This is a genomic window from Achromobacter semiaridum, from assembly GCF_053543755.1.
In genome coordinates this window covers 70576-95336 of sequence record NZ_JBLVOL010000047.1, presented here as the reverse complement: position 1 = coordinate 95336, position 24761 = coordinate 70576, and the positions used below count along the sequence as shown (strand labels likewise).

Annotated in this window: 19 protein-coding genes and 1 tRNA gene; 6 read left to right on the top strand and 14 right to left on the bottom strand. The window is 64.2% G+C overall.

The window, feature by feature from the left end; translation table 11 throughout:
- Positions 1-37 precede the first annotated feature (37 nt).
- Complete coding sequence (locus tag ACNPP0_RS14345) at positions 38-1624, bottom strand: sulfatase family protein (protein ID WP_448706252.1); 1587 nt, start codon at positions 1622-1624, stop codon at positions 38-40.
- 331 nt (positions 1625-1955) lie between these two features.
- Between ACNPP0_RS14345 and ACNPP0_RS14340 the strand changes: the two genes are divergently transcribed.
- Positions 1956-4415 (top strand): penicillin acylase family protein, encoded by a 2460-nt coding sequence (locus tag ACNPP0_RS14340; RefSeq protein WP_448706251.1) that lies wholly within the window; start codon positions 1956-1958, stop codon positions 4413-4415.
- A 112-nt stretch (positions 4416-4527) separates the two neighbouring features.
- Here ACNPP0_RS14340 and ACNPP0_RS14335 read toward each other — a convergent pair whose 3' ends face one another.
- The 3 genes from ACNPP0_RS14335 to ACNPP0_RS14325 all read right to left on the bottom strand — a co-directional run bounded on the left by ACNPP0_RS14335 (position 4528) and on the right by ACNPP0_RS14325 (position 12863).
- Positions 4528-5250: a DUF4377 domain-containing protein gene (locus ACNPP0_RS14335; protein WP_332610798.1), complete on the bottom strand. Its 723-nt coding sequence runs from the start codon at positions 5248-5250 to the stop codon at positions 4528-4530.
- 434 nt (positions 5251-5684) lie between these two features.
- Positions 5685-11771, bottom strand: coding sequence for an anti-phage protein ProA (gene proA, locus ACNPP0_RS14330; protein ID WP_448706249.1), 6087 nt, complete (start codon positions 11769-11771; stop codon positions 5685-5687).
- Between the two features lie 183 nt (positions 11772-11954).
- Positions 11955-12863: a lysozyme inhibitor LprI family protein gene (locus ACNPP0_RS14325; RefSeq protein WP_448706248.1), complete on the bottom strand. Its 909-nt coding sequence runs from the start codon at positions 12861-12863 to the stop codon at positions 11955-11957.
- Between the two features lie 101 nt (positions 12864-12964).
- On the opposite strand from ACNPP0_RS14325, the gene ACNPP0_RS14320 reads away from it, so the two are divergent.
- The gene (locus tag ACNPP0_RS14320) at positions 12965-13903 is read left to right on the top strand and encodes a DUF2059 domain-containing protein (protein WP_332610802.1); all 939 of its coding nucleotides are present in this window, start codon (positions 12965-12967) and stop codon (positions 13901-13903) included.
- Between the two features lie 3 nt (positions 13904-13906).
- On the opposite strand, the gene ACNPP0_RS14315 is transcribed toward ACNPP0_RS14320, so the two are convergent.
- The 3 genes from ACNPP0_RS14315 to ACNPP0_RS14305 all read right to left on the bottom strand — a co-directional run bounded on the left by ACNPP0_RS14315 (position 13907) and on the right by ACNPP0_RS14305 (position 16843).
- Positions 13907-14962 carry a sensor domain-containing diguanylate cyclase gene (locus tag ACNPP0_RS14315; RefSeq protein ID WP_332610804.1) on the bottom strand — a complete coding sequence of 352 codons (1056 nt, stop codon included), beginning with the start codon at positions 14960-14962 and terminating at the stop codon, positions 13907-13909.
- Between the two features lie 203 nt (positions 14963-15165).
- Positions 15166-15765 carry a nitroreductase family protein gene (locus ACNPP0_RS14310; RefSeq protein ID WP_332610806.1) on the bottom strand — a complete coding sequence of 200 codons (600 nt, stop codon included), beginning with the start codon at positions 15763-15765 and terminating at the stop codon, positions 15166-15168.
- Positions 15766-15886: 121 nt separating this feature from the next.
- Positions 15887-16843 (bottom strand): LysR substrate-binding domain-containing protein, encoded by a 957-nt coding sequence (locus tag ACNPP0_RS14305; RefSeq protein WP_448706247.1) that lies wholly within the window; start codon positions 16841-16843, stop codon positions 15887-15889.
- 104 nt (positions 16844-16947) lie between these two features.
- On the opposite strand from ACNPP0_RS14305, the gene ACNPP0_RS14300 reads away from it, so the two are divergent.
- Positions 16948-17766, top strand: a complete 819-nt coding sequence (locus ACNPP0_RS14300; RefSeq protein WP_448706246.1) for an aminotransferase class IV family protein — start codon at positions 16948-16950, stop codon at positions 17764-17766.
- 92 nt (positions 17767-17858) lie between these two features.
- Here the strand turns inward: ACNPP0_RS14300 and ACNPP0_RS14295 are convergent, their stop codons facing one another.
- Genes ACNPP0_RS14295 through ACNPP0_RS14285 form a run of 3 tightly spaced genes read right to left on the bottom strand, consistent with a single transcriptional unit; the run spans position 17859 to position 20622 of the window.
- The gene (locus ACNPP0_RS14295) at positions 17859-18824 is read right to left on the bottom strand and encodes a Bug family tripartite tricarboxylate transporter substrate binding protein (protein WP_448706245.1); all 966 of its coding nucleotides are present in this window, start codon (positions 18822-18824) and stop codon (positions 17859-17861) included.
- A gap of 50 nt (positions 18825-18874) precedes the next feature.
- Positions 18875-19360 (bottom strand): DUF3237 domain-containing protein, encoded by a 486-nt coding sequence (locus ACNPP0_RS14290; protein ID WP_448706244.1) that lies wholly within the window; start codon positions 19358-19360, stop codon positions 18875-18877.
- Entirely contained in the window at positions 19357-20622 is a 1266-nt protein-coding gene (locus tag ACNPP0_RS14285; protein WP_332610814.1) for a flavin-dependent oxidoreductase, read from the bottom strand. Before ACNPP0_RS14285 ends, ACNPP0_RS14290 begins: the two co-directional genes overlap by 4 nt.
- A gap of 147 nt (positions 20623-20769) precedes the next feature.
- Here ACNPP0_RS14285 and ACNPP0_RS14280 point away from each other — a divergent pair, with 147 nt between their 5' ends.
- Together ACNPP0_RS14280 and ACNPP0_RS14275 are read left to right on the top strand one after the other, a co-directional pair.
- Positions 20770-21264 (top strand): MarR family winged helix-turn-helix transcriptional regulator, encoded by a 495-nt coding sequence (locus tag ACNPP0_RS14280; RefSeq protein ID WP_332610816.1) that lies wholly within the window; start codon positions 20770-20772, stop codon positions 21262-21264.
- Between the two features lie 153 nt (positions 21265-21417).
- Positions 21418-22176 (top strand): tyrosine-protein phosphatase, encoded by a 759-nt coding sequence (locus tag ACNPP0_RS14275; RefSeq protein ID WP_448706243.1) that lies wholly within the window; start codon positions 21418-21420, stop codon positions 22174-22176.
- 48 nt (positions 22177-22224) lie between these two features.
- Here the strand turns inward: ACNPP0_RS14275 and ACNPP0_RS14270 are convergent, their stop codons facing one another.
- Entirely contained in the window at positions 22225-22389 is a 165-nt protein-coding gene (locus ACNPP0_RS14270; RefSeq protein WP_448706242.1) for a hypothetical protein, read from the bottom strand.
- Between the two features lie 183 nt (positions 22390-22572).
- Here ACNPP0_RS14270 and ACNPP0_RS14265 point away from each other — a divergent pair, with 183 nt between their 5' ends.
- Positions 22573-22878, top strand: coding sequence for a hypothetical protein (locus ACNPP0_RS14265; RefSeq protein ID WP_448706240.1), 306 nt, complete (start codon positions 22573-22575; stop codon positions 22876-22878).
- Positions 22879-22980: 102 nt separating this feature from the next.
- On the opposite strand, the gene ACNPP0_RS14260 is transcribed toward ACNPP0_RS14265, so the two are convergent.
- From ACNPP0_RS14260 to tpiA, 3 genes are all read right to left on the bottom strand, one after another.
- Positions 22981-23065 (bottom strand) — tRNA-Leu (locus ACNPP0_RS14260).
- 352 nt (positions 23066-23417) lie between these two features.
- Positions 23418-23885, bottom strand: coding sequence for a preprotein translocase subunit SecG (secG, locus tag ACNPP0_RS14255; protein WP_448706239.1), 468 nt, complete (start codon positions 23883-23885; stop codon positions 23418-23420).
- A 21-nt stretch (positions 23886-23906) separates the two neighbouring features.
- Complete coding sequence (tpiA, locus tag ACNPP0_RS14250; protein WP_332610824.1) at positions 23907-24653, bottom strand: triose-phosphate isomerase; 747 nt, start codon at positions 24651-24653, stop codon at positions 23907-23909.
- Positions 24654-24761 lie beyond the last annotated feature (108 nt).

The following is a 24761-nucleotide window of genomic DNA, read 5'->3' as shown; positions in this document are numbered from 1 at the left end:
GCGGCGGCCGGCAGGCCGCCGTTTCTTTGGCCATGCTTCAGGCAATGGCCGTGGGGTGGGGGCTGGTTTCCGCATGGCGGATCATTGTTTGCGAAAGCGCAATCAGCAGTTCACCGCGCCGCGCCTCGGCTGCGGGGTCGTGCCACAGATTGCGAAGTTCGTGCGGGTCTTCGTGCAGGTCGTACAGTTCGCCCCAGTCCGCATCGGCATATACGCTCAGGCGATAGCGCGCCGTTTGCAGCGTGCGCATCCGCGTGCGGCCGGGAAAGCCGAACATCGTGCGCTGCCCCTCTTCTTCGATCAGCACGGCGTCGCGCAGCGTGTCGACCGCACCGGACATCAGCGGCAGCATCGACTGGCCCTGCAGGCCGTTGTAGGGCGGCAGCCCGGCGCGGGCCAGCACGGTGGCAGCGACATCGGGGGTGGCGCACAGCGCCCGGCTGCGCGGCGCGGCGGGCGCTGCGTGCGGGTCGCGCCAGATAAACGGGGTGCGGATCAGCCCCTGGTAATGGATGGGCCCCTTGAACAGCAGCTGGTGATCGCCGAAAAAGTCGCCATGGTCACTGGTGAAGATCACCACGGTGTTGGCGTCCAGCCCGGTCTCGCACAGCGCCTGCATGATGCGGCCGATCGTGGCATCGATATGGCTGATGGACCCGTAGTTCAGCGCGATGGCCTCGCGCGCCTCGCGTTCGGTGCAGGCGAACACGGCGGGCGTGTGCTTGACCGCCATGTTCAGATCGCGCTGCCGATACAGCCAGGCCACGTGCGGCGGCGGGTGATGGTGAGCAGCCCGGCTGGCGTGAAACGATACCGGCAGCGTTACGTCCTCCGGCCGATATTGGCCCCAGTACTTGCCCGGCGGCGTGTACGGGTGATGCGGATCGGGAAACGAGCATTGGATGAAGAAAGGCGCACGGCTGCCGGCCTGCCGGCGCAGCTGTGTGATGGTTTGGTCGCCGATGTAGGCGGTGGCGGAACATTCTTCGGGAACGCGAGTGCGCCACGCCTGCCGATGTTGCGCCAGCATGAAGTCCGGCGTGGGCAACGCGTGCACCGGCCCCCACTGCCGCCGCGCCTCGGGATGCTGCCGGGCAAGCCAGCGCGCGTAATGGCCGCCGATTTGATCGCCGTGGTCCAGCGCCAGGCGCACGTGGTCAAAACCGTAGAACGGCGTCTGCACCTCGTGACCCGGGTCGGCTCGCCACTTGGGAGCCCACTCTTGGTCGTAGTCACCCGCATCAAGCTGCCAGGCCTCGCCTTGCGTCGCGGCGGCGCCTGCCGGTGGCCATGCGGGGCCGATGCCCGTCATGTTCTGCAGGTGCGATTTGCCGATCAACGCCGTGGAATAGCCCGCGTCGCGCAGCCGTCCCACAAAGGTCGTTGCGCGCTGCGATAGCGCGATGCCGTTGTGGCGCACCCCGTGCACCGACGGCATGCGGCCCGTCATCAACGTCGCGCGGTTGGGCATGCAGATCGGCGAGGCAACGTAGAAGCGGTCGGCGGACCACCCTTGGGTGGCCAGGGCGTCCAGGGCCGGGGTGCGCAGCACGGCGTTGCCGTAACTGCCTACGTGGTCCGCACGCTGCTGATCCGTGATGAATAGCAGAAAGTTGGGCTGCATCAGATCTCCTTGCCTGCGGCTCATGCCGGCATGGCTGTGTTGATGCGGCCATTGTGCGTAGCGGTTTGCGCGTCGAACAGAGAGATGCCCCGGTTGTCGGACCCATTCACCGGTCCGCTCACTCTGTGTTTTGCGGCCCACACATGTATCCATCAGATTCGATTGGCCTTCCAACCGACCGCGGCGTTACAAGCCATCCCAAATCTCAACAAATAAAACAGTTTTGCCGCGCCAACTGATTTAGTTCTAGCAGTTGCTTGCGCGGTTGACCCGGCGGCAGGAGCCCCGGGGCCCACAGGCATACAAAAGCAATAAACCTGGAGGAGGAGCCATGCGTTTGTTTAATCGCAGGATCGCCGCATTGCTGGCGAGTGGGCTGATTGCCTTGACGGCGGGTTGCGCGTCGACCGGCAAGAAGGACACCATCAACATGGCCGGGCTGAGCCAGCCGGTGGAAATCGTGCGGGACCGACATGGCGTGTCCCACATCTATGCACAAAACCAGAATGACCTGTTCTTCGCACAAGGCTTTTCGGCCGCGCGCGACCGGCTGTGGCAGCTGGACCTGTGGCGCCGACAAGGCGAAGGCAAGATGGCCGAGCAGTTCGGGCCGCGCTTCATCGAACAGGACCGCGCGGCGCGCCTGTTCCTTTTCCGGGGCGATATGCAGGCCGAATTCGCCAGCTATCACCCCGAGGGCCAGGCGATCCTTACCGCGTTTGCCGCCGGCATCAACGCCTATGTGGACTGGGTGAAGGCAAACCCCGATCAGTTGCCGCCGGAGTTCAAGCTGACCGGCACGCTGCCCGGCTATTGGCGCCCCGAGACCTCGCTGATCCGTATCTACGGGCTGACGCGCAACCTGAATGAAGAAGTGAAAATGGCGCAGCAGGTGGCCGGCCTGGGCTTGAATGCCATGCAAGGCCTGAGCACCTTCGAGCCGCCCTTGGCGTTGCAGGTGCCCGCCGGCCTGGACGTGCGGCAGATCGACAAGTCGGTCTTGGCGAACTACGCCCTGGCGCGCGATGGGCAGAAATTTGTGGCGGCGGACTTCCCGCAAAGCCCCCTGGCCCTGGACAAGCGCGAGGCGCTTGCCAGCGCGCTGTCCGAAGGCAAGCTGGCGTCACTGGATCCGAACTTTGATCCGATGGCGACGCGATACGAAAGCAATAACTGGACCATTGGCGGGCAGCATACCGACACCGGCAAACCCATCCTGGCCGGCGACCCCCACCGGTCGATCACCATGCCGTCGTTGCGCTACATGGTGCACTTGAACGCGCCGGGCTGGAACGTGATCGGCGCGGGCGAACCGTCATTGCCCGGCGTGTCGATGGGCCATAACGACCGCATCGCCTTCGGCTTGACGATCTTCGCCTTCGGCGACGAAGAAGACCTGTACGTCTATGACACCAACCCCGCCAACCCCAACGAATACCGTTATCGCGGCGGCTGGGAAAAAATGCGGCAGATGGACGAGTCCATTCCCGTGCGCGGCCAGGCGGCGGCGGTGCGCCAGCTGAAATTCACGCGTCACGGCCCGGTGATTCACGAAGACCCCGTACGCCACAAGGCGTACGCGCTGCGCGCCGCCTATCTTGAGTTTCCGGGCACGGCGGCCTACCTGGCCAGCCTGCGCCTGAACCAGGCGCAGAACTGGAATGAATTCGTGGCCGGCATGGAAAAGCACTACACGCCCAGCGAAAACATGGTGTACGCGGACGTGGACGGCAACATCGGCTGGTTCGGCGGCAGCATCGCGCCGATACGCCCGCGTAACGACTGGTCGGGCATGTTGCCCGTGCCGGGCAATGGCGATTTCGAATGGCGCGGCGTCTTGCCCGGCAGCGCCCTGCCCCGCGCGTACAACCCGCCCGAAGGCTATGTTGCCACCGCCAACGAATACAACCTGCCGGCGGACTACGCCTATAAGGACATGTCGGCGCGCACCTGGGCCGAACCCTATCGCGTTCAGCGTATCCGCGAAGTGCTGGCCGATGGCAGCCGGCTGTCGGTGCAGCAATCGCAGGACTTGCAGTACGACAACCTGTCGATACCCGCGCGCACACTGGGCGGCTATGCCAAAGCGCTCAATTCCGCCGACCCGGCGCTGAACGACGCGCTGGGCCTGCTGAAGGATTGGGACTACCGCATGGAGACCGATTCGCGCGCCGCCACGGTCTACGCGTTCTGGTTGCCCGAGGTCGTCAAGCGGGTGTCCGACCTTTACGTGCCCGCGAACGGCCGCGCGGCGTTCGGTGACTTGTCCACCCGCAAGACGCTGGAAAAGCTGGCCACGCCAGATGCCGCCTTCGGCACGCCGCCGGATCGGGGCCGCGACGCGCTGTTGCTGCAAGCGCTGAACGATGGCGTGCAGAAATTGCGCGCCAAGCTTGGGCCGGATTCCACGCAGTGGCAGTGGGGCAAACTGCATCACATCCAGTTCGAACACAGCCTGGCCAGCCTGCTGCCGCCGGACACCGCCAAGGCCTGGGGCACGCCGCGCTATCCCGTGGGCGGCGACAACGACACGGTGCATCGCGCGACGTTCCGCAAGAGCGATTTCCGGCAGATCAGCGGGTCGTCGTATCGACAGGTGATCGACGTGGCCAACTGGGATAATTCACGCGTGCAGAACGTGCCGGGCCAATCGGCTGACCCGCGCAGCCCGCATTACCAGGACTTGCTCAAGGGCTGGGCAACCGGCGAGTACTTCCCCATGGCGTTCACCCGCGCCAAGGTGGATAGCGAACGCGCCGATACGCTGACGCTCAAGCCGTCGGGGAATTGACGGGCGGGCCACAAAAAAATGCCGGGTCGCTTGGGCGGCCCGGCATTTTTGTTGGGGTTTTGGTTGGCGTTTTGCTTGGCGTTTTTGTTGCAGTAATCGCGACTACTTGCGACTACTTCTTCGATGCGTCCTGCTCCACCACCATATCCAGCACATACACCTTGGACGGCGCGTCCGCCGGCGGGTTCTTCCAGTCGTAGCGCTTTACGCGCAACACGGTACGCACGCCTTCCTGGTGCTTGAACCCTTCGATGGATTGATAAAGCGGATGCCATTTATCCTGCGTCGGCTGCTGCACGCCCGCTTCGTTGTAGCGGCGTTCGCGCACCATCAGGCACTGGTAATTGGGAATCATGGGGTGGCTGCATTCGGCCTTTTTCGCGGCCACTTCCAGGAACATGACCTGTCCGGCGCTGCCATACAGCGTTTCCGGCGTGGGTTCGCCAACAAACTTCAGCACGGTGCCGTCCTTACCCACCAGTTCCAGCGCGGGCTCGTGCGTGTCGCCCGACAGCGTGGCACGCAAGTCGCCCTTCAGGCGCTCATTGATCTCGGCATCCAGCTGCATCAAGCTCTGCTCGCACGCCTTCATCGTGGAGGCCAGGTTATCCACCTTCAACACGCCGTTCTGATAGCGGTAGCCGCCAAATTGCGTATTGCAACCGCCCCGGATATTCAACGCATCGTTGGTGAAGGCCAGGCGCAGCTGATGCTCAACGCCCGGCTGCAACGTCGGAATCGACTTGCCGGATGCATCGGTGGCAGAAACCAGGCGCCAGTAATACGCGGGCAAGGTCAGCTGGCTGGCGGGCGACGCGGCAGTCGTGTCGGGCATGGAAGAGGATCCTACGCTGGGAGAGGAAACCGGAGCGCAAGCGGAAAGCAGCGCGGCGCATGCGGACGCAAGAAGAATTATTTTTTTCATGGTTCGTTCCTGGAAGCCGAATGGCACTTAAAGCAAAGCGGCATTCTACGTCCGTGGTGTGGACGGGTCAGGCCAAGCGCCGGGCAGAGGGTTTCAAAATCTTGCTGAAGGATGGGAATGGCGGACCCGCTATTTGCCCGCCTGACGAGCCGTGCTTTCATACGGAGGTCGGAGGACCAAAACATCGAGGTCATTAACCCTGCCGTCTCGCCCTGGTGATTACAGAATGACACCTTACGTCCGGGCGATATGGTTTCATGCCCCAACCGGCAATGGAACATTCCCGATTGTGGAGGGCCCGCTCTCTTCGGGCAGCGACAGAAAACTCACGCTGGTGCACGCCCCTACCCCACCTGCAACCTCCCCATTTCCTCTTGCACCACGCCCCGTTGCGCCAGCCCCGCTATCGCGATCCCGATGCGTGCTTCCGCATCGGCCAACGTACGTGACATGCCCAGTAGCCGGCACACTGACTTGATCACATCCGCTTTCGGCGCGTTGCCGGTCATGGCCAGTACGTGCAGGACACCGTTCGCCAGTTCTTGAATGCAGACATCGTCCACACGGCGGCGCGTGGCGTCGTCGTCGCTTGCCCCTCGAAAGCCGCTCCAGGTTTCGGGGCTGACGCCGGCCGGCCAATAGAAGGTGGCCTCGCCTTCGTCTGTCTGACCCACGTCCATCGGCGTCAGCGTGCGCAACCGTTCAATGATCCGGACACCCGTGCGTTCCAGGCCCCACGCGCGGGCCACTTTACGGTGCAGCACCGTCTCGGCGATGGGGCCTTCCGTGTCAATCACCAAGCGCAATTGTTCCGCCAACCGCGCGTTATTGGCGCGGCTGTAGAACGCGTCAGGGCCCTCCGGGGCAGCGCTCAAGTCCGCCACGCGATAGGGCGCAACGCCACGCGGGGTTACGCCGTCTGCCGGCGGCCTGGCGGTATCGCCTTCCTCTGTGGTGATCACGAATTCGACGGGCGATTCGTCCTCCACCGTGCGTTCCAGCTCCGCGTTCAAGCGGGCAAGCATCTTCTGCACTTCGCGTTCGGCGTTGATCCACCAATCGGTGGACCACACCCGATGCAGCGTCCAGCCCAGCCCTTCAAGCACCACCTGCCGCAAACGATCGCGATCCCGCGCGGTGGCGCCCGAGTGATACGCGCGGCCGTCGCATTCGATACCCATCAGATAGCGTCCCGGCGCGCGCGGGTCGACCACGCCCATGTCGATGCGGTAGCCCGAGCAGCCCACCTGCGGGTGCACTACCCAGCCATGGTCGCGCAGCACTTTGATGACTTGCGTTTCAAAAGGGCTATCGGGTTCGCGGCCGGTCGGCAGCGACTGCTCGACCAAGGCGCGCGGCCCTTTCAGCGCAAATTCCAGGTAGTGCTTCAAGTCGCGCACACCCGTGGCGCGCACGCGCGACAGGTCGATCTGTTCCGGCATCAGCGTGCTGTAGATCACCACGCCTTCGCGCGCACGCGAAATGGCCACGTTCAGACGGCGGTGTCCGCCTTCGCCGTTCAGCGGCCCGAAGTTCATCGTCATCTTGCCGGCGGCATCCGGACCGAAGGTGATCGAGAAATAGATAACGTCGCGCTCGTCGCCCTGCACGTTCTCCAGGTTCTTGATAAAAAGCGGCTCACGGGATTGCGCCGAGATCGCCTTGTCCAGTTCAGCGTTGGCGCGGCGGCGGGCGTCCAGCAGGGTTTCGATCAGGGCTTGCTGCGGCTGGTTGAAGGTCACAACGCCCAGTGTCTGGCGGCGGCGCGACTTATCCAGATAATGCTGCTCGATGCCCTGCACGATGGCTTCCGCTTCGAGGCGGTTGGTGCGACTGCCGCCCCGGTCGTAAATGCCCGCAACCTTTTCCAGACGCACGGCCACGTCATCCGTCACGGGCGACGGAAAGGTGATCAGCTGCGAGTCGTAATAGGTCACGTTGCTGAACGTGATCAGGCTTTCGTGCTTGCTGCGGTAATGCCATTGCAAACGCAAACGGTTCATGTCGGCGCCCAGGCATTCATCCAGAATGCTTTCCAGGTCTTCGACCTGTCCGTCATCCCCCGCGCCATCGTCTTCGGGCGTGGACTTGCTGAAGAAGCTGGTGGGCGGCAACTGCTTGGTGTCACCCACCACCACCACTTGCTGGCCGCGCGCGATAGCGCCTACCGAGTCCCAGACCGGAATCTGCGAGGCCTCGTCAAACACCACGACGTCAAACTGCGAATGCCCCGCATCCAGATACTGCGCCACCGATAACGGCGACATCAGCAGGCATGGCTTTAGCTTGGGCAGCAGCGACGGCAAGCGCTGCATCAGCTGGCGCACGGGAACGTGGCGCGTCTTTTTTTGCAGTTCGCGGCGCAGCAGGCCTAGCTCGCTATCCGGGCTGACCAGCACGCCGTTGCCATCGGGCACTTTGGCAGCCAGCACGGCCGCGATGTAGGCCGACGTCAGCGTCTGGAAGCGGTCGTCTGCGTCGCGGAATTCCCGGATCTTGCGTTCGTGGTCCGCGCTGGAAAACGCGCGCAGCACGGGCGTATGGTCAATGACCTTCTTGACCCACCAGTTGCGATAGCTGAATTCAAAATGCGCTTCGACCTGCTCCAGCGGAACACGGCCCTGCTCCAGGGATGCGACCAGGCCTTGCAGTTGCATCGCTATGGCCTGCTCGCGCGCCTGACGCCACACGCACCACGGCATCAGGAATTGTCTGTTGTGGCGCCAGCCCGCCAGTACACCCTGAATGCGTTCAAGCGCACCGTTGGCGTCCGGCGCGCCCGCCAGCGCTTCGGGCGGTTTGGCCAGCGCATCCACGTGCGCCAAACCATCTTGCAGGCCGCGCCACGCATCCCGATAGGCCAGCAAAGCCCTGCCCAACGGTGCCCCAGGTTGCAGCAAGGCTCGGTTCTGGCCCACGAGTGCTTGCAGCCGGGTGCGCAGGTCCGCTGCCGACACCGGGTCGCCCGCCGCCTGCGTGACCGCATCGGCAAAGCGCTCGGCCCATTGCTCATGCCGCTGCACCTGCTCCCAATCCGTGGCCAGCCCCGTGTAGCGCTCTTGCAGCAAGCGCTGCGCGTCCGCCTTCAACGCAGCAAGTTCGCGGTCTTCGATGTTCACCCGCGCCAAGGGCGCCAGCATGGCGGTAATCGACGCCTCGTCCGGCCGCTGGCCGTCCGTGCGATAGCCCGCCAGCCGCTTGCGGATACCGCCCTTGGCGAAGACAGACTTCGGCCACCATGCCGAGCAGGCGGACAGCCACTCAGCCTTGAGCGTATTGGCATCCAGCTCGGCCAATTGCGCGGTCCATTGGCCGCCCACCTGCGCCCAATGCGTGTTGCGCGCCTGGCCATGACGCACCAGCGCCTGCACCTGAAAACGGGCGGCGGGGTCGTGCGCCTGCGTGGCCAGACCCGCGGGCACCTGGGGCGCGGCGAGCAGCATGTCAGCCAGCGTATCCAGACGCGCATAGGCGTTCAGACTCAAGCCCCGCGCCGGCACACCCAGCCCATCACCCACGGCAGCCGCCTGCGCCTGCAAGCTTGCCACCGCCTGGTCCAGCACCCGGGCCGCCTCGAGTAACGCGTCTTGCCAGCTGGGGCTCCATTCGGCCATGCCGATATGCGCCAGCGGATGGCCGTGCAGCACGCCCAGTTCCTTGGACAAGGTCGACATGCGGCGCGCGGTCTCACGCAGCTGCGCAAGGTCTTTGTATTGATGCGCCTGCGCGTCGGCCCAGAACATCGGCGACGGCTCCTTGCCCGCGTTCTGTATGCAGGTGCCGATGGCGTCATAAACCGTCAGGCCGTTGGCATGCGCGTGGTGCAGCGCATCGACCAGCCCGTTCAAATCCTGGCGCAGCACGCTCAGGCGTTCGGCCTCGCGCGCCCAATCGTCGCTGGTGCGCTGCCCGCTGTGGTCCAGGGCACGGCCCAGCTGTAGCAAGACCTCGGATTTACGCGCCTTGGAAGAATGCAATTCCAGACAGAACGGGCCCAGCCCGATATTGGCCAACCGGCGATGCACCACTTCCAGCGCGGCCATTTTTTCCGAGACGAACAGCACCGTCTTGCCGCGCGCCAGCAGATGCGCGATCAGGTTCGTGATGGTCTGGCTTTTGCCCGTGCCGGGCGGTCCTTCCAACACCAGGTCACGGCCCGCGTCCACCGCACAGATCGCTTTCAGTTGCGACGAATCGGACAGCAGCGGCGTCAGCAGGTCTTCAGGCCGGTAGCTGTCGTCCAGGCGATCAAAGCGCTGGTCGAAAGGCTCTTTGGCAAACGCCTGACCGGGGTGGTCGATCAGATGTTTGACGACGCGGTTGGCTTTGAGCTGCTCGGTCCGATCCTGCAAGTCCTTCCACATCAGGTATTTGGTGAACGAGAAAATGCCCAGATGCACCTGTTCCAGCACCTCCCAGCCGGCGATTTCCCGCACGGCCAAGCGGAACGCCTGCAACACCCGGGCCACGTCCACGCCCTTGTCGTCCGCGGGCAAAACGTCCAGCCCCGGAATGCGCAGTTCGTAGTTGTTGCGCAGCATTTGCAGCAACGTGGGGTTAATGATGGTCTCGTCGTCGTGGCGGACCAGGCGAAAGCCGCTGCGCACCGACTGCCGTTGCAGCGACACCGGCACCAGGATCAGCGGCGCCAGATGCGCGCTTTCCGCACCGGGGCTTTCCGTCCAGCGCAGCATGCCCATCGCCAGGTACAGCGTGTTGGCGCCGCCCTCTTCCAGGCCGATGCGCGCCGCGCCGAAGATCGTCAGCAGGTTGGCGTCCAGCGCTTCCTGGGTGACGCGGGCGATCAGTTCCTTGTTGCCCAGCGCGTCCAGCGCCATGTCGTCCAGCGGCGCGCGGCCGCCCCGGCCCACATGCACCTCGGCAACGCGCGGGTCGCTGCCGTCCATCAACGCGGCGGGCAGCGGACGAATGCGGAATTCGCTGCCGTCGACGATGGCGTCTTCCAGTTTTGCCAGGTCGGGCACCACAAGCGGCAAGGTGGATTTGGTCAGCTTGAAGTTCAGCAGCCGGTTGCGCAGCGTCAGGTCCAGCAGGCGCGACTTCCACTTGGCCAGCCGCCCTTCCGGCGTGTCGTCGGCGGGCTCCAGGCTGATCACGAACTCCGGGTCCAGCGGCGGCAGCTCGGGCGTGGGCTCGATGGCAGCGGGACGCTCGACGTCATCGGCGTCCGTGGGCGCCACCGACACCCCGCGCGAGGGCAGCGGTTTGATCTGCAACTCACGCGCGCGGTGCACGTCGATGGCGTAGCGGAAGGTGTTTTCTTCGCGCAGATGCGCCGCGCCCTGCTCCAACGCGCGCCGCAATGACGGGCGGAAGTTGGGATGCTGCGCGATGCCGGTCGTTTCGAAGACCAGGAATTCGCCGCTGTCCACGCGCTTTCTTATCGCCTGCACATCGTCCGTCAGCGGGTCCGCAAAACACGCTTGATGCAGCCACACGCCTACCCACGCGTGCCCGTCCTTCATCAGAATCACCGGGCGCAATCCCGCCTGCTCCAGGCAGGACGAGAACAGCATCGCCAGGTCCAGGCACGTTGCGACGCGCGCGTCCAGGATGCGATCCGGCGTGCGGATCTTCTGCCCGTCCACGCCGAAAGAAGCGGGCGGTTCGGCGTAATGCAGCGATTCAGCGGCCAGTGTGCTGTAGATGGCGGAGACCTGCTTCCAGACGACGTCGCGGCTTTTGGACTGGTAGCCGTTCATTTGCAGGTCGGCGTACTGTGCGCGCAGCAGTTTGGATGCCTTGCCGATCAGCCCATCCACGGCAGGATTATTCGGCATGGAAAACGCGGCCAGCAATTCCGGCAGGGCGCGCGTGCCGGCCCATTGGTCATACGCCAACACGGATATCGGTTGCGAGGCCCGCCCCAGTTCTTGCGAGGCTGACTGCACCACGACATCAATACTGGCGCGCACGGCCTCTTGCAGATCAGCTACGTAGCTGTGGTCTGGCGTCAGGTCCAGCGGCGAAATACGGCGGATTTCCCCCGGCACCAGCGCGTCAAAGCGCAGCGTTACAGGATGGGCAAAGGCGGGGTTGCAGCGCAGCCGGACTTCAATGTTCTCGAAAGTGTGCGCCGAGCGGTTCGTCACGCGCAACGTACGTACGATGGGCACCGCGTTCTGAATCGAGGCGTAGCCCAGCGTGGGATCGGCTTCGATGTCGATGGCGATGGCGTCGATGGCGGTGGTGGCGATGGTTGCGATGGTCGCGATGGCGGTGGTGGCGGCGTCGGTAGCATCGATGACGTCGGGCGCCTCGGCGTCGATAGCATCCAGCGCGCCAGACGCCGTGGCATGCAGCACGTCAGCATGCACCACGTCGATCCGCAACGCGCCGGTTTGCTCCGCGCCGGTCTGGGCCGCGCCCTCCTGGATCGCCGGAGGTTCCAGGTCTTGTCGCTTATCCATCGATATCTCTCGGTTCGTTCCGCGCGGGCCGATGCCGGCAGCGAAAATCTGCAATGCCGGATTTTAAGGCGCGATGACGCCCCTGCCTTCTGGAAACAGCAAGTTTTGCGTATCGGTTTGAATATCGATGAAATCCGGCCTGAGCGCCCGAGCGCGCCCCATGTGCGCGCCCCCGACGCCCGGTTATTGCGCCGGCGGATACGCCGGGTCGGTCAGGCAGGCCTGCACCCATTCCGCATCGTCCGACGCATCGATCTCGCCATCCAGCTTGGGCAGCGGCTCGTCGGCATACACGTACTTTGGTGGCTCGGGATGCCTGTTCCAATTCGCCTTCGTGTCCGCGACCGTCGCGCAGGCTTCGTCGGCGCTATTGAACGAGCACGACGCGATGACGCGCGGTTTTCCATCAACCACGTTGGCGACGTAGCGTTTGGTGTAGACGGCGCCCGACGCCCAGGATTCGTCCACCGAGCACACGCGGTCATTGTTTTGGTAATGACGGATTGCGAAGCACTCGTAGTCGACATAATCGTGCGGCAACACGTCGCAAGTCGTCCAATAGCCGGCGAACGCGCCGCCCGTGAATTGCGATTGAAATTTTTGCTGCTCGACCGCTCTACGTATGATCGTGGGCGTGGTGGCGCCTTTGCCGGTTTCCGTGAATTGCGCGCTGCGGTTCTCGATCAGCTCGCGCGCGATCTCACCGGCGGTCTTGTCATTGGGCACGGTGTCCGGGTCGCCAAGCAAGCGGTCAAGCGCACGATCGCGCGCCGCCAGCCACCGCTTCTGGCTCGCGATCAGCATCGCTCGGATGCCGTCGTCGGGCGCCTGTTTCAAGATTGCCTGGTAAGCGCGATTCAGGTTCGCATCGGCCGCCACCGTGGCCTTATCGGCGCAGATCAGCTTGTCGACGGCGGTGTTCGCCTTGGCGCAATTGATGGCCATCGCCGGCGCGGACAACGCGAACATACCGGCCAAAAAAACGCTCTTTACTGCGTTCAGTGCGAAACGTGCCAATGTCATTGCGTCTTCTCTCTTTGCGTAAGCCCGCGCTTGGGCGTGGCGCCGGACACCCGGCGTGCCATTCTGCATGAAATCAACTTACAAAATAGAAACAGAGTTCAACGTTCTGAAACGTGCACCCGCGCTATTCTGCGCCGGCTTCCTCAACCCCCAACACGCTACCCTTACCCATGCGCATCCGATTCGCCTCGCTACTGTTGACCCCCCTGTTGGCCTGCGCGTCGTATGTGCCGCAAGCATGGGCAGACACGACGGTGCCGTCGCTGGACAAGGCGCGCGGCGCCATCCAGACGGAAGACGCCCGCCGAATGTACGACAGCCAGATGAGTGGCGCGCCCCAACCCGACGGGTTAGGCGTTGCGCTGCCCGACGGTTTCACGCGTGAATTCCTGGTGCAGCAATTGGCCCCGGGCCAAGACCCCAAGCGGCTGCTGGTGGCCGGCGCAAAGCCCTGGGGGCAGCGCCCGGGCACATTTGTCGCAATGGTCTGCCTGGCGTCCACGCCCGAACGCGCGGCGCAGCTGATCAAATACGGCGGCGGCGAATGCGCCGACCTGTCCAGCGACGACGACAAGAACGGCGTCTGGTTCGGCGTGTTCGGCACGACGCCGGGCGCGGCCCCCACGTTGCTGGCGCGCACCAACGGCCCCGTCAAGACGCCCACCGACTGGCGCGATACCGACATCGACTTGCCCCAGGATGTGGCAACGGAAGACGCCAACGCCCCGGTGCTGTCGGTGCCCACCGAATGGAAACGCTTCGACCTGGCGGCCTACAAAATCGCCCCCGGCGCCGTGGCCTTCGGCGTGCGCGCCGGATGGAGCGAAGGCTATTCAGGCGGCGGCGCCAACTTCGAGGCCCTGTACCTGTTCCACATCGACGGCCCTACCCTGCGCGTGGTGTTCGCCCAGCCCATGTCCTTCTTCAAGTCCATCGCGGGCGACTGGCATCCCGACGGCACCCGCGATCACGACATGTCCGACGCCAGCAACATCCTGGTGGTGCTGCCGGAGAAGACGGACGGCTACTTTGACCTGCAACTGCGCCAGCAAGGTGGCAAGTGGCGCAAGACGTTGAAGTGGTCGGCGGCCGAGCGGGCCTATCGGTGATTCTTAATGGATCGTGCGCGCCGCTTTGCGCGCGCGCTTGATCTCGTACATGCGTGCATCGGCCAGCCGGACCGCCGCCTCGGCGTCCAGGCCGCGCGGGTCCACGGCCACCACGCCGACGCTGGCGCCTTCATAAGACACCGCGGCGTCGCCCAGTTGGTAACGCCCTATCGTGGCCGCCGTCGCGCGTTCTTCCAGGGACCGCGCGGCTTCCATGGCGTCACCGCGTTGCGCGGCGGCGCCTGCCGTGGTGTCCATGCGATCCAGCGCCGGCCCCGGCCCCACCAGTACGAATTCGTCGCCACCGATGCGACCCAGCATGTCGGACGTGCGTAAGGCGGCGGCGACGCGGCGTGCGATCTCTTGCAGAAACACATCCCCCTGCTGATGGCCGTACGTGTCGTTGATGCCCTTGAAACCGTCCAGGTCGATCACGCCCACCAACACGCTGCCGCCTTCGCGCAGCGCACGCTGTTCCAGGCGCTCAAGCTCTTCGTATAGCGCACGGCGGTTCGGCAGGCCGGTCAGCGGGTCCGTCATCGCGTAGGACATCAGCTGGACGTTGGCCGAGTGCAGTTGTTCCATCAACATTTCGCGTTGCAGGAAGTTGGCGATCACGTTGGAGAACAGCTTCAACACGGACTCGGCCTGCGGTGCCAGTTGCAACTGGCGCGCGCTGGCGGCGCACAGCGTGCCCAACAGCTGGCCGTCGTCGGTACGCACGGGCGCGCTGACGTAGGTTTGGATGCCCAGCTGGCGCGCGGCTTCGGAATCCGGCCAACAATTGGCCACATCGCTGGTGCACAAGCGCCCGCCTTCCAGGGCACGCTTGCACAGCGTGTCCGACCATGGCACGGACAAGCCTTCGGGGATCTGTAAATCGCCCACGTTGCGGGCGTAGCGCACATGCTGCAAATCCGCCTTCAGATCGATCTCGGTCAGATACGTGGATTCCAATCCCGTCACGCTGCCCAGCATGTCCAGCAGCGGGCGGGTCAATTGCTCGACCGTCTTGGCCTGAGGCAAGGATTTGGACAGCCCGGCAAGTATCGGATCCATAAGGCATCTCTCCTTCAAGGCGCGCTTGCTGCCGCGCGGCATTGCTGCCCGGCCCACATGGGTCGGGCGGGACAAACGACCATTATGCACTTGTCGACAATTTGCACCGCCCCACGAAAAAGCCCGCGCTTCCTTTGTCGGAAGTGCGGGCTTGCAGGACGTTTTTGATCAGGCGACCGGCGCCTGATTCAGGTCAGGGGCAATCAGCCAACCACGCGAAAACGCTCGGCGTCGTCCATGAAAGGCTTGTCGCCAAAACCGTTCTCGTTGGAGCCGAACGGCATTTGCGCGCGCAGCTTCCACGAAGCCGGCACGTTCCATTCACGCGCGACCACGCCGTCGATCAGCGGGTTGTAATGCTGCAAGCTGGCGCCGACGTTGGCGTTGGCCAGGGCTGCCCAGGTGGACAGTTGAGCCATGCCGCCCGACTGCTCGGACCACACCGGGAAGTTGTCGGCGTACAGCGCGAATTTTTCCTGCAAGCTGCGCACCACGTCCTGGTCTTCGAAGAACAGCACGGTGCCCACGCCGGCGGCAAAGCTCTTGAGCTTGGCTTCGGTCTTGTCGAAACCTTCGGCGGGCGCCACCTTGCGCACTTCTTCGATGGTCAGGTCCCACAGCTTCACGCTTTCATCGCCAAACAGAATGACGGCGCGCGAGCTTTGCGAGTTGAACGACGAAGGGCTTTGCTTGATGGCTTCCTGGATCAGGCTGGCCAGTTCTTCTTTGGAGGCCGACACATTACGGCCCAGCGAATACTGCGTACGGCGCTTCTTGAGTGCCTCGAGATAAGCGTTGCTCATGGGACTTGACCTTTCGACTGGTAGATAGGGGGTGATATGGGAACGAATTCTAACGGCCGAACCATGACACGCGCACTAGCAAAAGGGCCAAAACGGCCGATTCTGGACGGAACAAACTGTTCTATTCGTGGAACGAGCCGGGTTGATAGTGCTGTTTGATGACATCCGCGCCGCTGACGGTCCGCAGCATCCAATCCCGCAATGCGCATACCCGGGGGTCGGACGCGCTGGCCGCCGGATACACCAAGTGATAGGCGTATTCCGGCGCCACCCGAACCCCCACTTCGAACAGCCGGATCAGGCGGCCGGCTTGCACGTCGCGCTCGACCAGTTCCCATTCCACCAAGCCCACTGCCGCGCCGTCCATCACGGCTTGCACCACGTGGCTGGATTCCGCGAAGGCGACGCTACGGCTATCGTCGAAGCCATCAACGCCTGCCGCCGCCATCCACATCGGCCAGTTCGGCCAGACAATGCCGCCGGGCCGGCAGTCTACGTAGCACAACGTGTGGTTGAACAAGTCCCGCGGGCGACCCAATGGGCGGCCAGATTGCAACAGCGCCGGGCTGCACACGGGAACGACGACGGTATGAAAAAGCCGATGGGACTGCGCGCCCGGGTATGCGCCCGCGCCGAATCGGATGGCAGCGTCCACATCATCAGCGGCAAAGTCACGCACGGCATCGCTGATGTCGAACGTCAATGCCAAGCCGGGGTGTTCGGCCTGAAACTGAGGCAGGCGCGGCAACAGCCATTGCGTGGCAAAGCGCGCGCCCACTGACAGCCGCAGTTGGGCATCGCCCCGCGTCAGCCGTCGCGCCTTGGACACTGCCTGCTGCAACGTGTGCAACGCGTCGGCAGCGGCGTCGAAGAGCACAGTGCCGGCAGGCGTCAATTGAATGCTGCGGCTGGTGCGCGTGAATAGCACCACGCCCAGTTGTTCTTCGATCTCTTTGATTTGATAGCTGACGGCTGCCGGGGTCAGCCCAAGTTCGTCGGCGGCGCGCGTGAAGTTCAGGTGACGCGCTGCCGCCTCTAAGGTACGCAGAGCACGGGTGCCGGGCAGCAGGCGATTCATGATCTTCAAGCCAAATTTGATAATGGCGTGAAAATAACTCGTTTCCCCTGGTAATGGCAATGCAGGATAGTGGCGAAACTTGATGATCAGCCCGGATGTCCTTCATGCCCGCCCTAGATAGTTTTCCCTATGTCACGCAACGCAACGGCCTGCCCGCCACCGCCGCCGACCTGGCCCCGCTGGCGTTTGCCGGCTACGCCCACTTCACCGCGATGCAGGTACGCGGCGGACGGCTCAGGGGCCTGGACCTGCACTTGGCACGTTTGCGCGCGGCCTCGCTGACGATGTTCGGGCAGGCGTTGCCCGATACCGCCATCGTGGATGCGCTGCGTTCGGCCATCGGCGCCAGCCCCGAGGACTTATCCCTGGTCGCCACCGTCTATTCCCCAGCCGGCGAATTCACCGTTGCCCAAGGCGATACCCCGCTGGACATTCTGGTACGGACCGGGCCGCCGTCAAACGGGCCCCCCGGGCCCCTGTCGTTGGCGGCGATGCAGCACGAGCGGATGCTGCCAGCCGTGAAGCATGTGGGCGAAGTCGCCAAGACGTATCTGTTGCGGCAGGCGGCCCGACAAGGCGCCGACGACGCAGCCTTCGTCGATCAGCAGGGTCGTTTGAGCGAGGCGTCCATCTGGAACCTTGCGTTCTGGGATGGGCAGGCCGTGGTGTGGCCCGATGCCCAAATGCTGACCGGCACGACGATGGGCATCGTGCAGCGGCAGCTGCACGACAGGCAGATACCGCAGCGGGTGCAGCCCGTGACGTTGGCCGACCTGCCGGCCATGGCGGGGGCCGCCGTGATGAACTCCTGGACGCCCGGCGTCGCGGTGAGGCGTATCGGTGACACCGCGATGCCTGACGCGCCCGTGTTCATGGCATTGCTGCACGACGCCTATCAGGCCGAAGCGCTGATGGCGCCGTGATGGCTTTCGGCCACGCAACGGGATGCCGGCAACGGGATGCCCGCAACGGGATGCCGGCAACGGGATGCCGGCAAACGGGGGGCCGGCAACGATCAGTCGGCGCGGAAACCCGTGGCCTTCACCACATCGCTCCAGCGCTTGGATTCGGTGGTCAACAACGCTTGCAGCGTCTGGCGGTCGGACCCCACCACCACGAAGCCGGCCTCGGCCAGGCTGCGTACGGCAGCGGGCTGACGCAGCGCGGCGGCGCTGTCCTTTTGCAGGCGGTCCAGTACCGCATCCGGCGTGCCGGCGGGCGCGAACAGCGCGAACCACGCGCCGAAGTTCACGGCGGGCAGGCTGCGTTCGGCAAAGGTCGGCACCGCCGACAGCGCGGGCGAGCGCTGCGCGCCGGTGATGGCCAAGGCGCGCAGCTTGCCGCCCTGCACTTGCGGCACGGCCAGCGCGGTCGTCACGAACGCGGCCTGCACCGCGCCGGACACCAGGCCGGACACCGCGTCGCCCGTCGAGCGGTAGTGGATGGCCTCGATCTTCATGCCCGCTTCGCGCGCAAACAGCTCGGCGCCAAAGTGGCCCGGCGTACCCGCCCCGAAAGTGGCGAAGTTGATGCGATCGGACGCCTTCTTAGCGCCGTCGATAAACGCCGTCAGGTCCTGATACGGGGAGTCGGCCGGCACGACCAGCACGAAGTCGGCGCGCACAACTTCAGAGATCGGCGCGAAGTCGCGCGGCGGATCGTAGTTCAGGTTGCGGTAGGTGGCGGGCGAGATGCTGATGGAGCCAACTTCGCCCAGCAGAATTGTCTGGCCGTCGGCCGGGCTGCGCGCCACGGTCTGCGCGGCGATCTGCCCGCCCGCGCCCACCTTGTTTTCCACGACCACGCTTTGGCCTAGCAACGGACCCATATGTTGCGACAGCGTGCGCGCCACGATGTCGGGCCCGGTGCCGGGCGGAAACCCCACGTTCAGCCGCACCGGCCCATTGGGAAATTGCGCCATCGCGGCAAGTGGCACGCACAGCAGGAAGCCGCCCAACAGGCGGCGCAGCATTGAAGTCATGGTTGTCTCCGAGTCGTTTTTATCGTCATGCCGCGGCGGATGCCGCGGGTTCAGCAAATGCGGTAGAAGCGCAGTTCGACCCGGTCGGGATAGCGTGCTCCCGTGCCGATGAACAGGCTTTCGTTCATCCAGCCCAATGCGGGCGCTGCCGTTTCAAAGCGCGGATAGCTGCGGAAATAGATCCTGGCGGGGTCCACGGGTTCGCCGCGCACCAGACGGGCAATGTCGTCCGCCTGCCCGGTGCGTATGCCGGTATTCTCGACGTAGACGCGATCGCCCTCGGGCGTTTCGATGACGTAGCGCGCGTGGATGTCGGTATACGTGGCCGAGCGGATCATCTGAAAATCGGCGCCGCCCGGCAGCACCTTGCCTGTCAGGCGCGGGCCTTGCGCGGTGCCGCCCGTAATCGGGATGACGCGGCGGCGGCCTTGCGGCGTGTCGCCCACTTCCTGCGGCGCGCCCACCTGGACGATCACGGTCGTCACGGGTTCCAGCCGGGGAGCGTCGGGGTCGGTCGGTGTGTTGTGGGTGCTCATGGCGTGGCTTCCCGGCTTTTCTTCAAGGCGGCGGGATCAAATCCCGCCAGTTGTTTATAGCGCAGCGATACTGCCGCCAATTCCTCGTGCGCAATCACATCGTGGATGTCGGTGAAACCTTGCGGCGCCCGCTCTTCGGCCATCTGCATGACCTGTTCGGGGCCATTCAAGCGGTTGCGCAGCACGATGCCGGCGGTGCGCGGCAGGCGCTCGGCCTCATATTCCAACAACGCGATTTCCGGCGTGCGCACCCGACCGCCAGCCGCCTGCGCCAGCCAGTCCGACAGGCAGCGCGCGTCCAGTATGGCCTGCGCCGAACCGTTCGAACCGATGGGATACATGGGATGCGCGGCGTCGCCCAACAGCGTCACGCGTCCCCGTGTCCAGCGCGGCAGTGGGTCGCGGTCCACCAAGGGGAATTCGTAGATGGCTTGCGCGCCGTCGATGATCGCGGGAATGTCGATCCAGTCCCAGCGCCAGTTGGCAAACCTGTCCGCGAACACTGACTTGTCGACCTGGCGGTTCCAGTCGGTGGCCGGCAGTTCGGCGCCCGGCACGGACAATTCGGCAATCCAGTTGATCAGCGATCGCCCTTCGCGGCGCAGCGGTTCAGAGATCGGGTAGCAGACAAACTTCTGGTCCTGATGACCGGCCATGAACATGCTGCGCCCGTCCAGGTAGGGCGGGGCCTCGGTGACCGCGCGCCACAGCATGCGGCCGGAAAAGCGCGGTTCATCGCCCACCGGATGCAGTTGGCGGCGCAACGCGGAATGGATGCCGTCGGCGCCCACCAGGATGTCGCCGCGCACGCGGTGCATCGATCCGTCCGCGCGCCGCCGGAACACTGCCGTGGCGCCGTCCGCGTCCTGCTCGGCCGATTCCAGCACCATGCCCGTCACGATGGCGTCGTTGCCCAGACGGTCTCGCACCGCTTGGGCCAGCAACATCTGGAATTCGCCCCGGTGCACCGAGAACTGCGGCAGGGGGTAGCCGGCTTGCACCCCACGCGGCTCGCGCCAGATAGGCTGGCCGAACTTGTTGTAGTAGTGCAGTTGCGACGTTTCAATGGCGCGTTCGGCCAGCGCGGGCATCAGCCCCAGCTGTTCCAGTTCGCTGACCGCGTGCGGCAGCAGGTTGATGCCCACGCCCAGCGGCTTCAGTTCCTGGGCGCTTTCATATACGCGGCAATCGATGCCGCGCCGATGCAGCATCAACGCGAGCGTCAGCCCGCCGATGCCGGCGCCGGCGATGACGATTTGCATGTCTACTCCTGGTCTTATTTGTTATGCAACATAACAAAATCGTCGCCATTTCCGCACGGGGGATTTCCCGTAATCCGGTAGCGCGGCGCGCATGACTGCATTAGTGTTGAGCCCCCTGACACCAGGACCCTGCCCCGCGCCACCGCCATGTCACGAGCCGCATCCCAACGCCCCCGCCGCCCTGGCGCGCGAGGCGAGCAGTTTCAGCCCCACGTTCCCGGCGTCCAGTACGGCGCGCTGGACGGTCTGGTCGGCTACGCCATCCGACGTGCGCAGATCGTTATCTATGAAGACTTCCTGGCGGCATTGGCGCCCTGGGACATCACCCCCCAGCGCTTCTCGGCATTGACGTTGATTGCGGCAAATACCCGCCTGAAACTGACGGACCTGGCCCGCATCCAGGGCATTGCGCGGTCGGGCGCCGTGCAGATCGTGAATCAGCTGCAAGCGCTGGGCTATGTGGAACGGCAGGACGCCGAGCACGATAAGCGCGCCTATTCCCTGGCAGCAACCGAATCCGGCCGCGCCGTGCTGGCCGACATCACAGAGGCCGTGCAGGCGCATGACGCGCGGATCAGCCAGGAACTGGGTGCGGCGGAAAAGCGGCAGCTGATTGAATTGCTGGGAAAACTGGGGGCTTAGGCCCGGGCGGCTATTGCCGAAACGAGTGCCGACGCCGCACCTCGCGCAAGGGTGGCATGACCGCTGTGAGTGAGTCGGTGGTGCTACGATCGTCCGACCCGTTTACACGTGAAGGAACCCATGCCGACCCCCATGCGCCAACAAGATCCATTCATGCCAACGCCGGAGGCCATGCAACGCCGCCTGGAGCTTGAGAACGTGCACAATGCGCGCGACCTGGGCGGGTTGACCGGGATCGACGGCAGGCGCGTGCGGCGGGGCAAACTGTTTCGCAGCGGCAACCCGGGCCGGGCCAGCGCCACCGACCTGGAACGGCTGGGCGCGCTGGGTTTGGAAGCCGTCATCGATTTTCGCGCTGAACCCGAAAAAGCCCACGACGAGGCGCACTTCGGCCAACGCTTTCACTGGATTGCATCGCCCGTGCTGGACGGCAATATGGCGATGGCGTCCCTGCTGCCGCGCCTTCGCGACGCCACCCCGGCATTCGCGACGACCATGATGGTCGAGATCTACCGCGAGTTTCCCTCGCGCTACCAAGCCGCGTTCGGCGGCTTCATGAACACGGCAATGACCGGCAAGACGCTGCTGTTTCATTGCACGGCAGGCAAGGACCGCACGGGCTTTGCATCGCTTTTACTGCTATCGGCGCTGGGCGTGGCGCAGGACGATATCCTGTCGAATTATCTGGAATCGAATCACTGCAACGCCCGGTTCTTCCAGGACATCCTGGCAAAATCCAGCGCTAGCGGCATCAAGGAAGACGTGATGATGCCGCTGCTGGAAGTGGCGCCGGCGTATCTGGACGCATCGGTGCAAGCCATCAAGCAGGAATACGGCACCATGGACCGGTATCTGCAAGACGCGCTGAAGATAGACGCCGACGTCTTGCGTAACCATTATCTGGAAGCCTGACCCTTGCCGCGCGGGCGGGGCTCGGCTGCGTCGGCAGGTTCAGCCGCTTCAGTTGCCCGAGCTGCGGCGCAGCCGGTCGGAAGACTGCTTGTTCAACCGCTTTGCCTCGTCCTCGGCGTAGTCTTCTTCGCCCGGGTCGTACGAGCCTTCGTGCATGCAGCTGCTGCGATACCACTGACACTCGCTGCTACGGGAGTCTCCCAAGCCAACCATGGAACATCCTGTACCCATCGCGATAAGCGACACCGCCGCACCGCAACGGATCAACTGTTGAATCGACATAAGCTTGCCCTACTGTTGAAACCACAACGCCCTTTATAACAGTGCCGGATCACGGATCTGGCGCGTATTGCCGTGCGCATTACATCCCCTAACTGAAACCCTAGGATCGAAACCATGCTGAAGGACCGCGCATTTCTGGCCTGGCTTGCCGTCTTTGCCGTGGTGGCCGGCACACTGATTGCGTTGCTGTGGCCACGGACGTCGGCGTCCGTGTCGATCGGGGGTGGCGGCTATGACCTGTCGGATTGGGTGTACACGCTGGCGCTGCTGGCGTTCACGGGGTTGTGGTCGACGGTGGCGACGCTGATCGGGCTAAGCCGAAACAACGCGCATGCCGCGAAGCGGGCATATCGATTGGCGGCAGTTGGGGTCACGACGTTCGTGGTGGCGGTGGTGGCGTTTGCCGGGAACCTGCATTGAGGCATTCAATGGTCATGCGTCCAAGGCCAAGAGCAAACGCGAACTCAAAGCAAAAAGCCCGCTGAAACGTAGCGTTTCAGCGGGCTTTTTACGAGGAATTCTTGGTGCCGACGGCGAGACTCGAACTCGCACAGCTTTCGCCACTACCCCCTCAAGATAGCGTGTCTACCAATTTCACCACGTCGGCTTTCACCAGATTTCCGGTCACCGCCATAGGCAGTGCCAGAAAGTCGAGCATTCTAGCATGGAAATTATTCAACCCGGAATCCCTTCCAAAACGGAGCCATTCCCGACCCCTTCCCGCCTCTAGTATGCGTACCGAGCGCGAAGCATCACGTTGCGTGGCACGCCATGGGCTATTGGAAATAGTCGGCGAAGCATATCGATCACGAGAACAATCCTCAATATTTTCTGGGCGTAAAAAACCCGCGACCGACATGCCTCGGTGGCGGGAATCGTCTGCATAATTTGGATAATTTTTCGGGCCGATCCAATAAAAACGCCGGCGCGCACGCCGGCTTTTTCAACCTTGCCCGATCTTACTTAGCGGGCGTTTCAGCCGGCTTGCTGGCCGGAGCGGCCGGGGCAGTGGGCACCGAGGCGTCGGGCTTGGCCGGCGCGGCAGGCACCGCCGGAACCGAAGCAGCACCCGGAACCGAAGAACCACCGGTGGCAGGAGCAGCGGGGGCTGCACCCGGCACTTGCGGCACGGAGCGGTCGGCCGGGAAGCTTTGCATCACGCCGGAGTCAACGGCCGGGCCGCTGGTGCCCTTGTGGCTGACGTAGGCCAAGCCGGCGGTGGACGCGAAGAAGACCACGGCGGCCCACTTGGTGGCGCGCGACAGGAAGTTGGCGGCGCCAGTGGCACCGAACAGGCTGCCGGACGAACCGCTACCGAAAGCGGACCCCATGTCGGCGCCCTTGCCCTGCTGCAGCAGGACCAGGACGATGATAGCCAGCGCGGAAAGTACTTGGACGGCCAGCAAAAGTTTAAGCATCAAGGGCATTACAGACTCCGGAACGGAAACTTAGATGGCGGCAATACGCAAAAATTCTTCAGCCACTAGCGACGCGCCGCCGACCAGGGCCCCGTCGATATCTGTCATGGCGAACAAACTGGCGGCGTTGGCAGCTTTGACGCTACCGCCGTATAAAACTTGTACTTGCGCCGCGCCCAGCGTGCGCAGGGCGGCGCGGATGGCGCCGTGAACTTCCTGCGCCTGCTCGGGGCTGGCGGTGCGGCCGGTGCCGATGGCCCAGACGGGTTCGTAGGCCAGGACCATGCGGGCGACCGATTCGGCGCCCAGCGCCAGCACGGGCTTCAACTGGCGTTCAATGACGGCCAGCGTGTTGCCTGCTTCGCGATCCGCCAGCGATTCCCCGACGCAGACCACCGGGGTCAGGCCGGCGGCCAACGCGGCTTGCGCCTTGGCGGCGACGATTTCGTCGGTTTCGTTGTGCAGTACGCGGCGCTCGGAATGGCCGGCCAATGCCCAGCGGCAACCGAATTCTTTCAGCATCGCACCGGACACTTCACCGGTGTAGGCGCCTTTTTGGTGTGCGCTGACGTCTTGCGCGCCCCACGACACGCTGCTTCCGGTCAGGGCCGAGCCGGCTTGCGCCAGATAGGGAAACGGAACACAGATGCCGATCTCGCAGTGGCTCGCGGCATCCGCGGCGCGCAGCTCGGTCAGCAACGCGGCGTTCTCGGCCAGGTTGCCGTGCATCTTCCAGTTGCCCAGCACAAGGCGGGCGCGATTGTCGACTGAAGTCATGGCAGGTGTCAGAGTGGGGGTGAGCCCCGGGCAATGATGCAACCGCCCACGGGCCTGCCTGGAAAAAATTCCAGGCGAAACCCAAGATTGTATCCTGTTGCGGGGGGG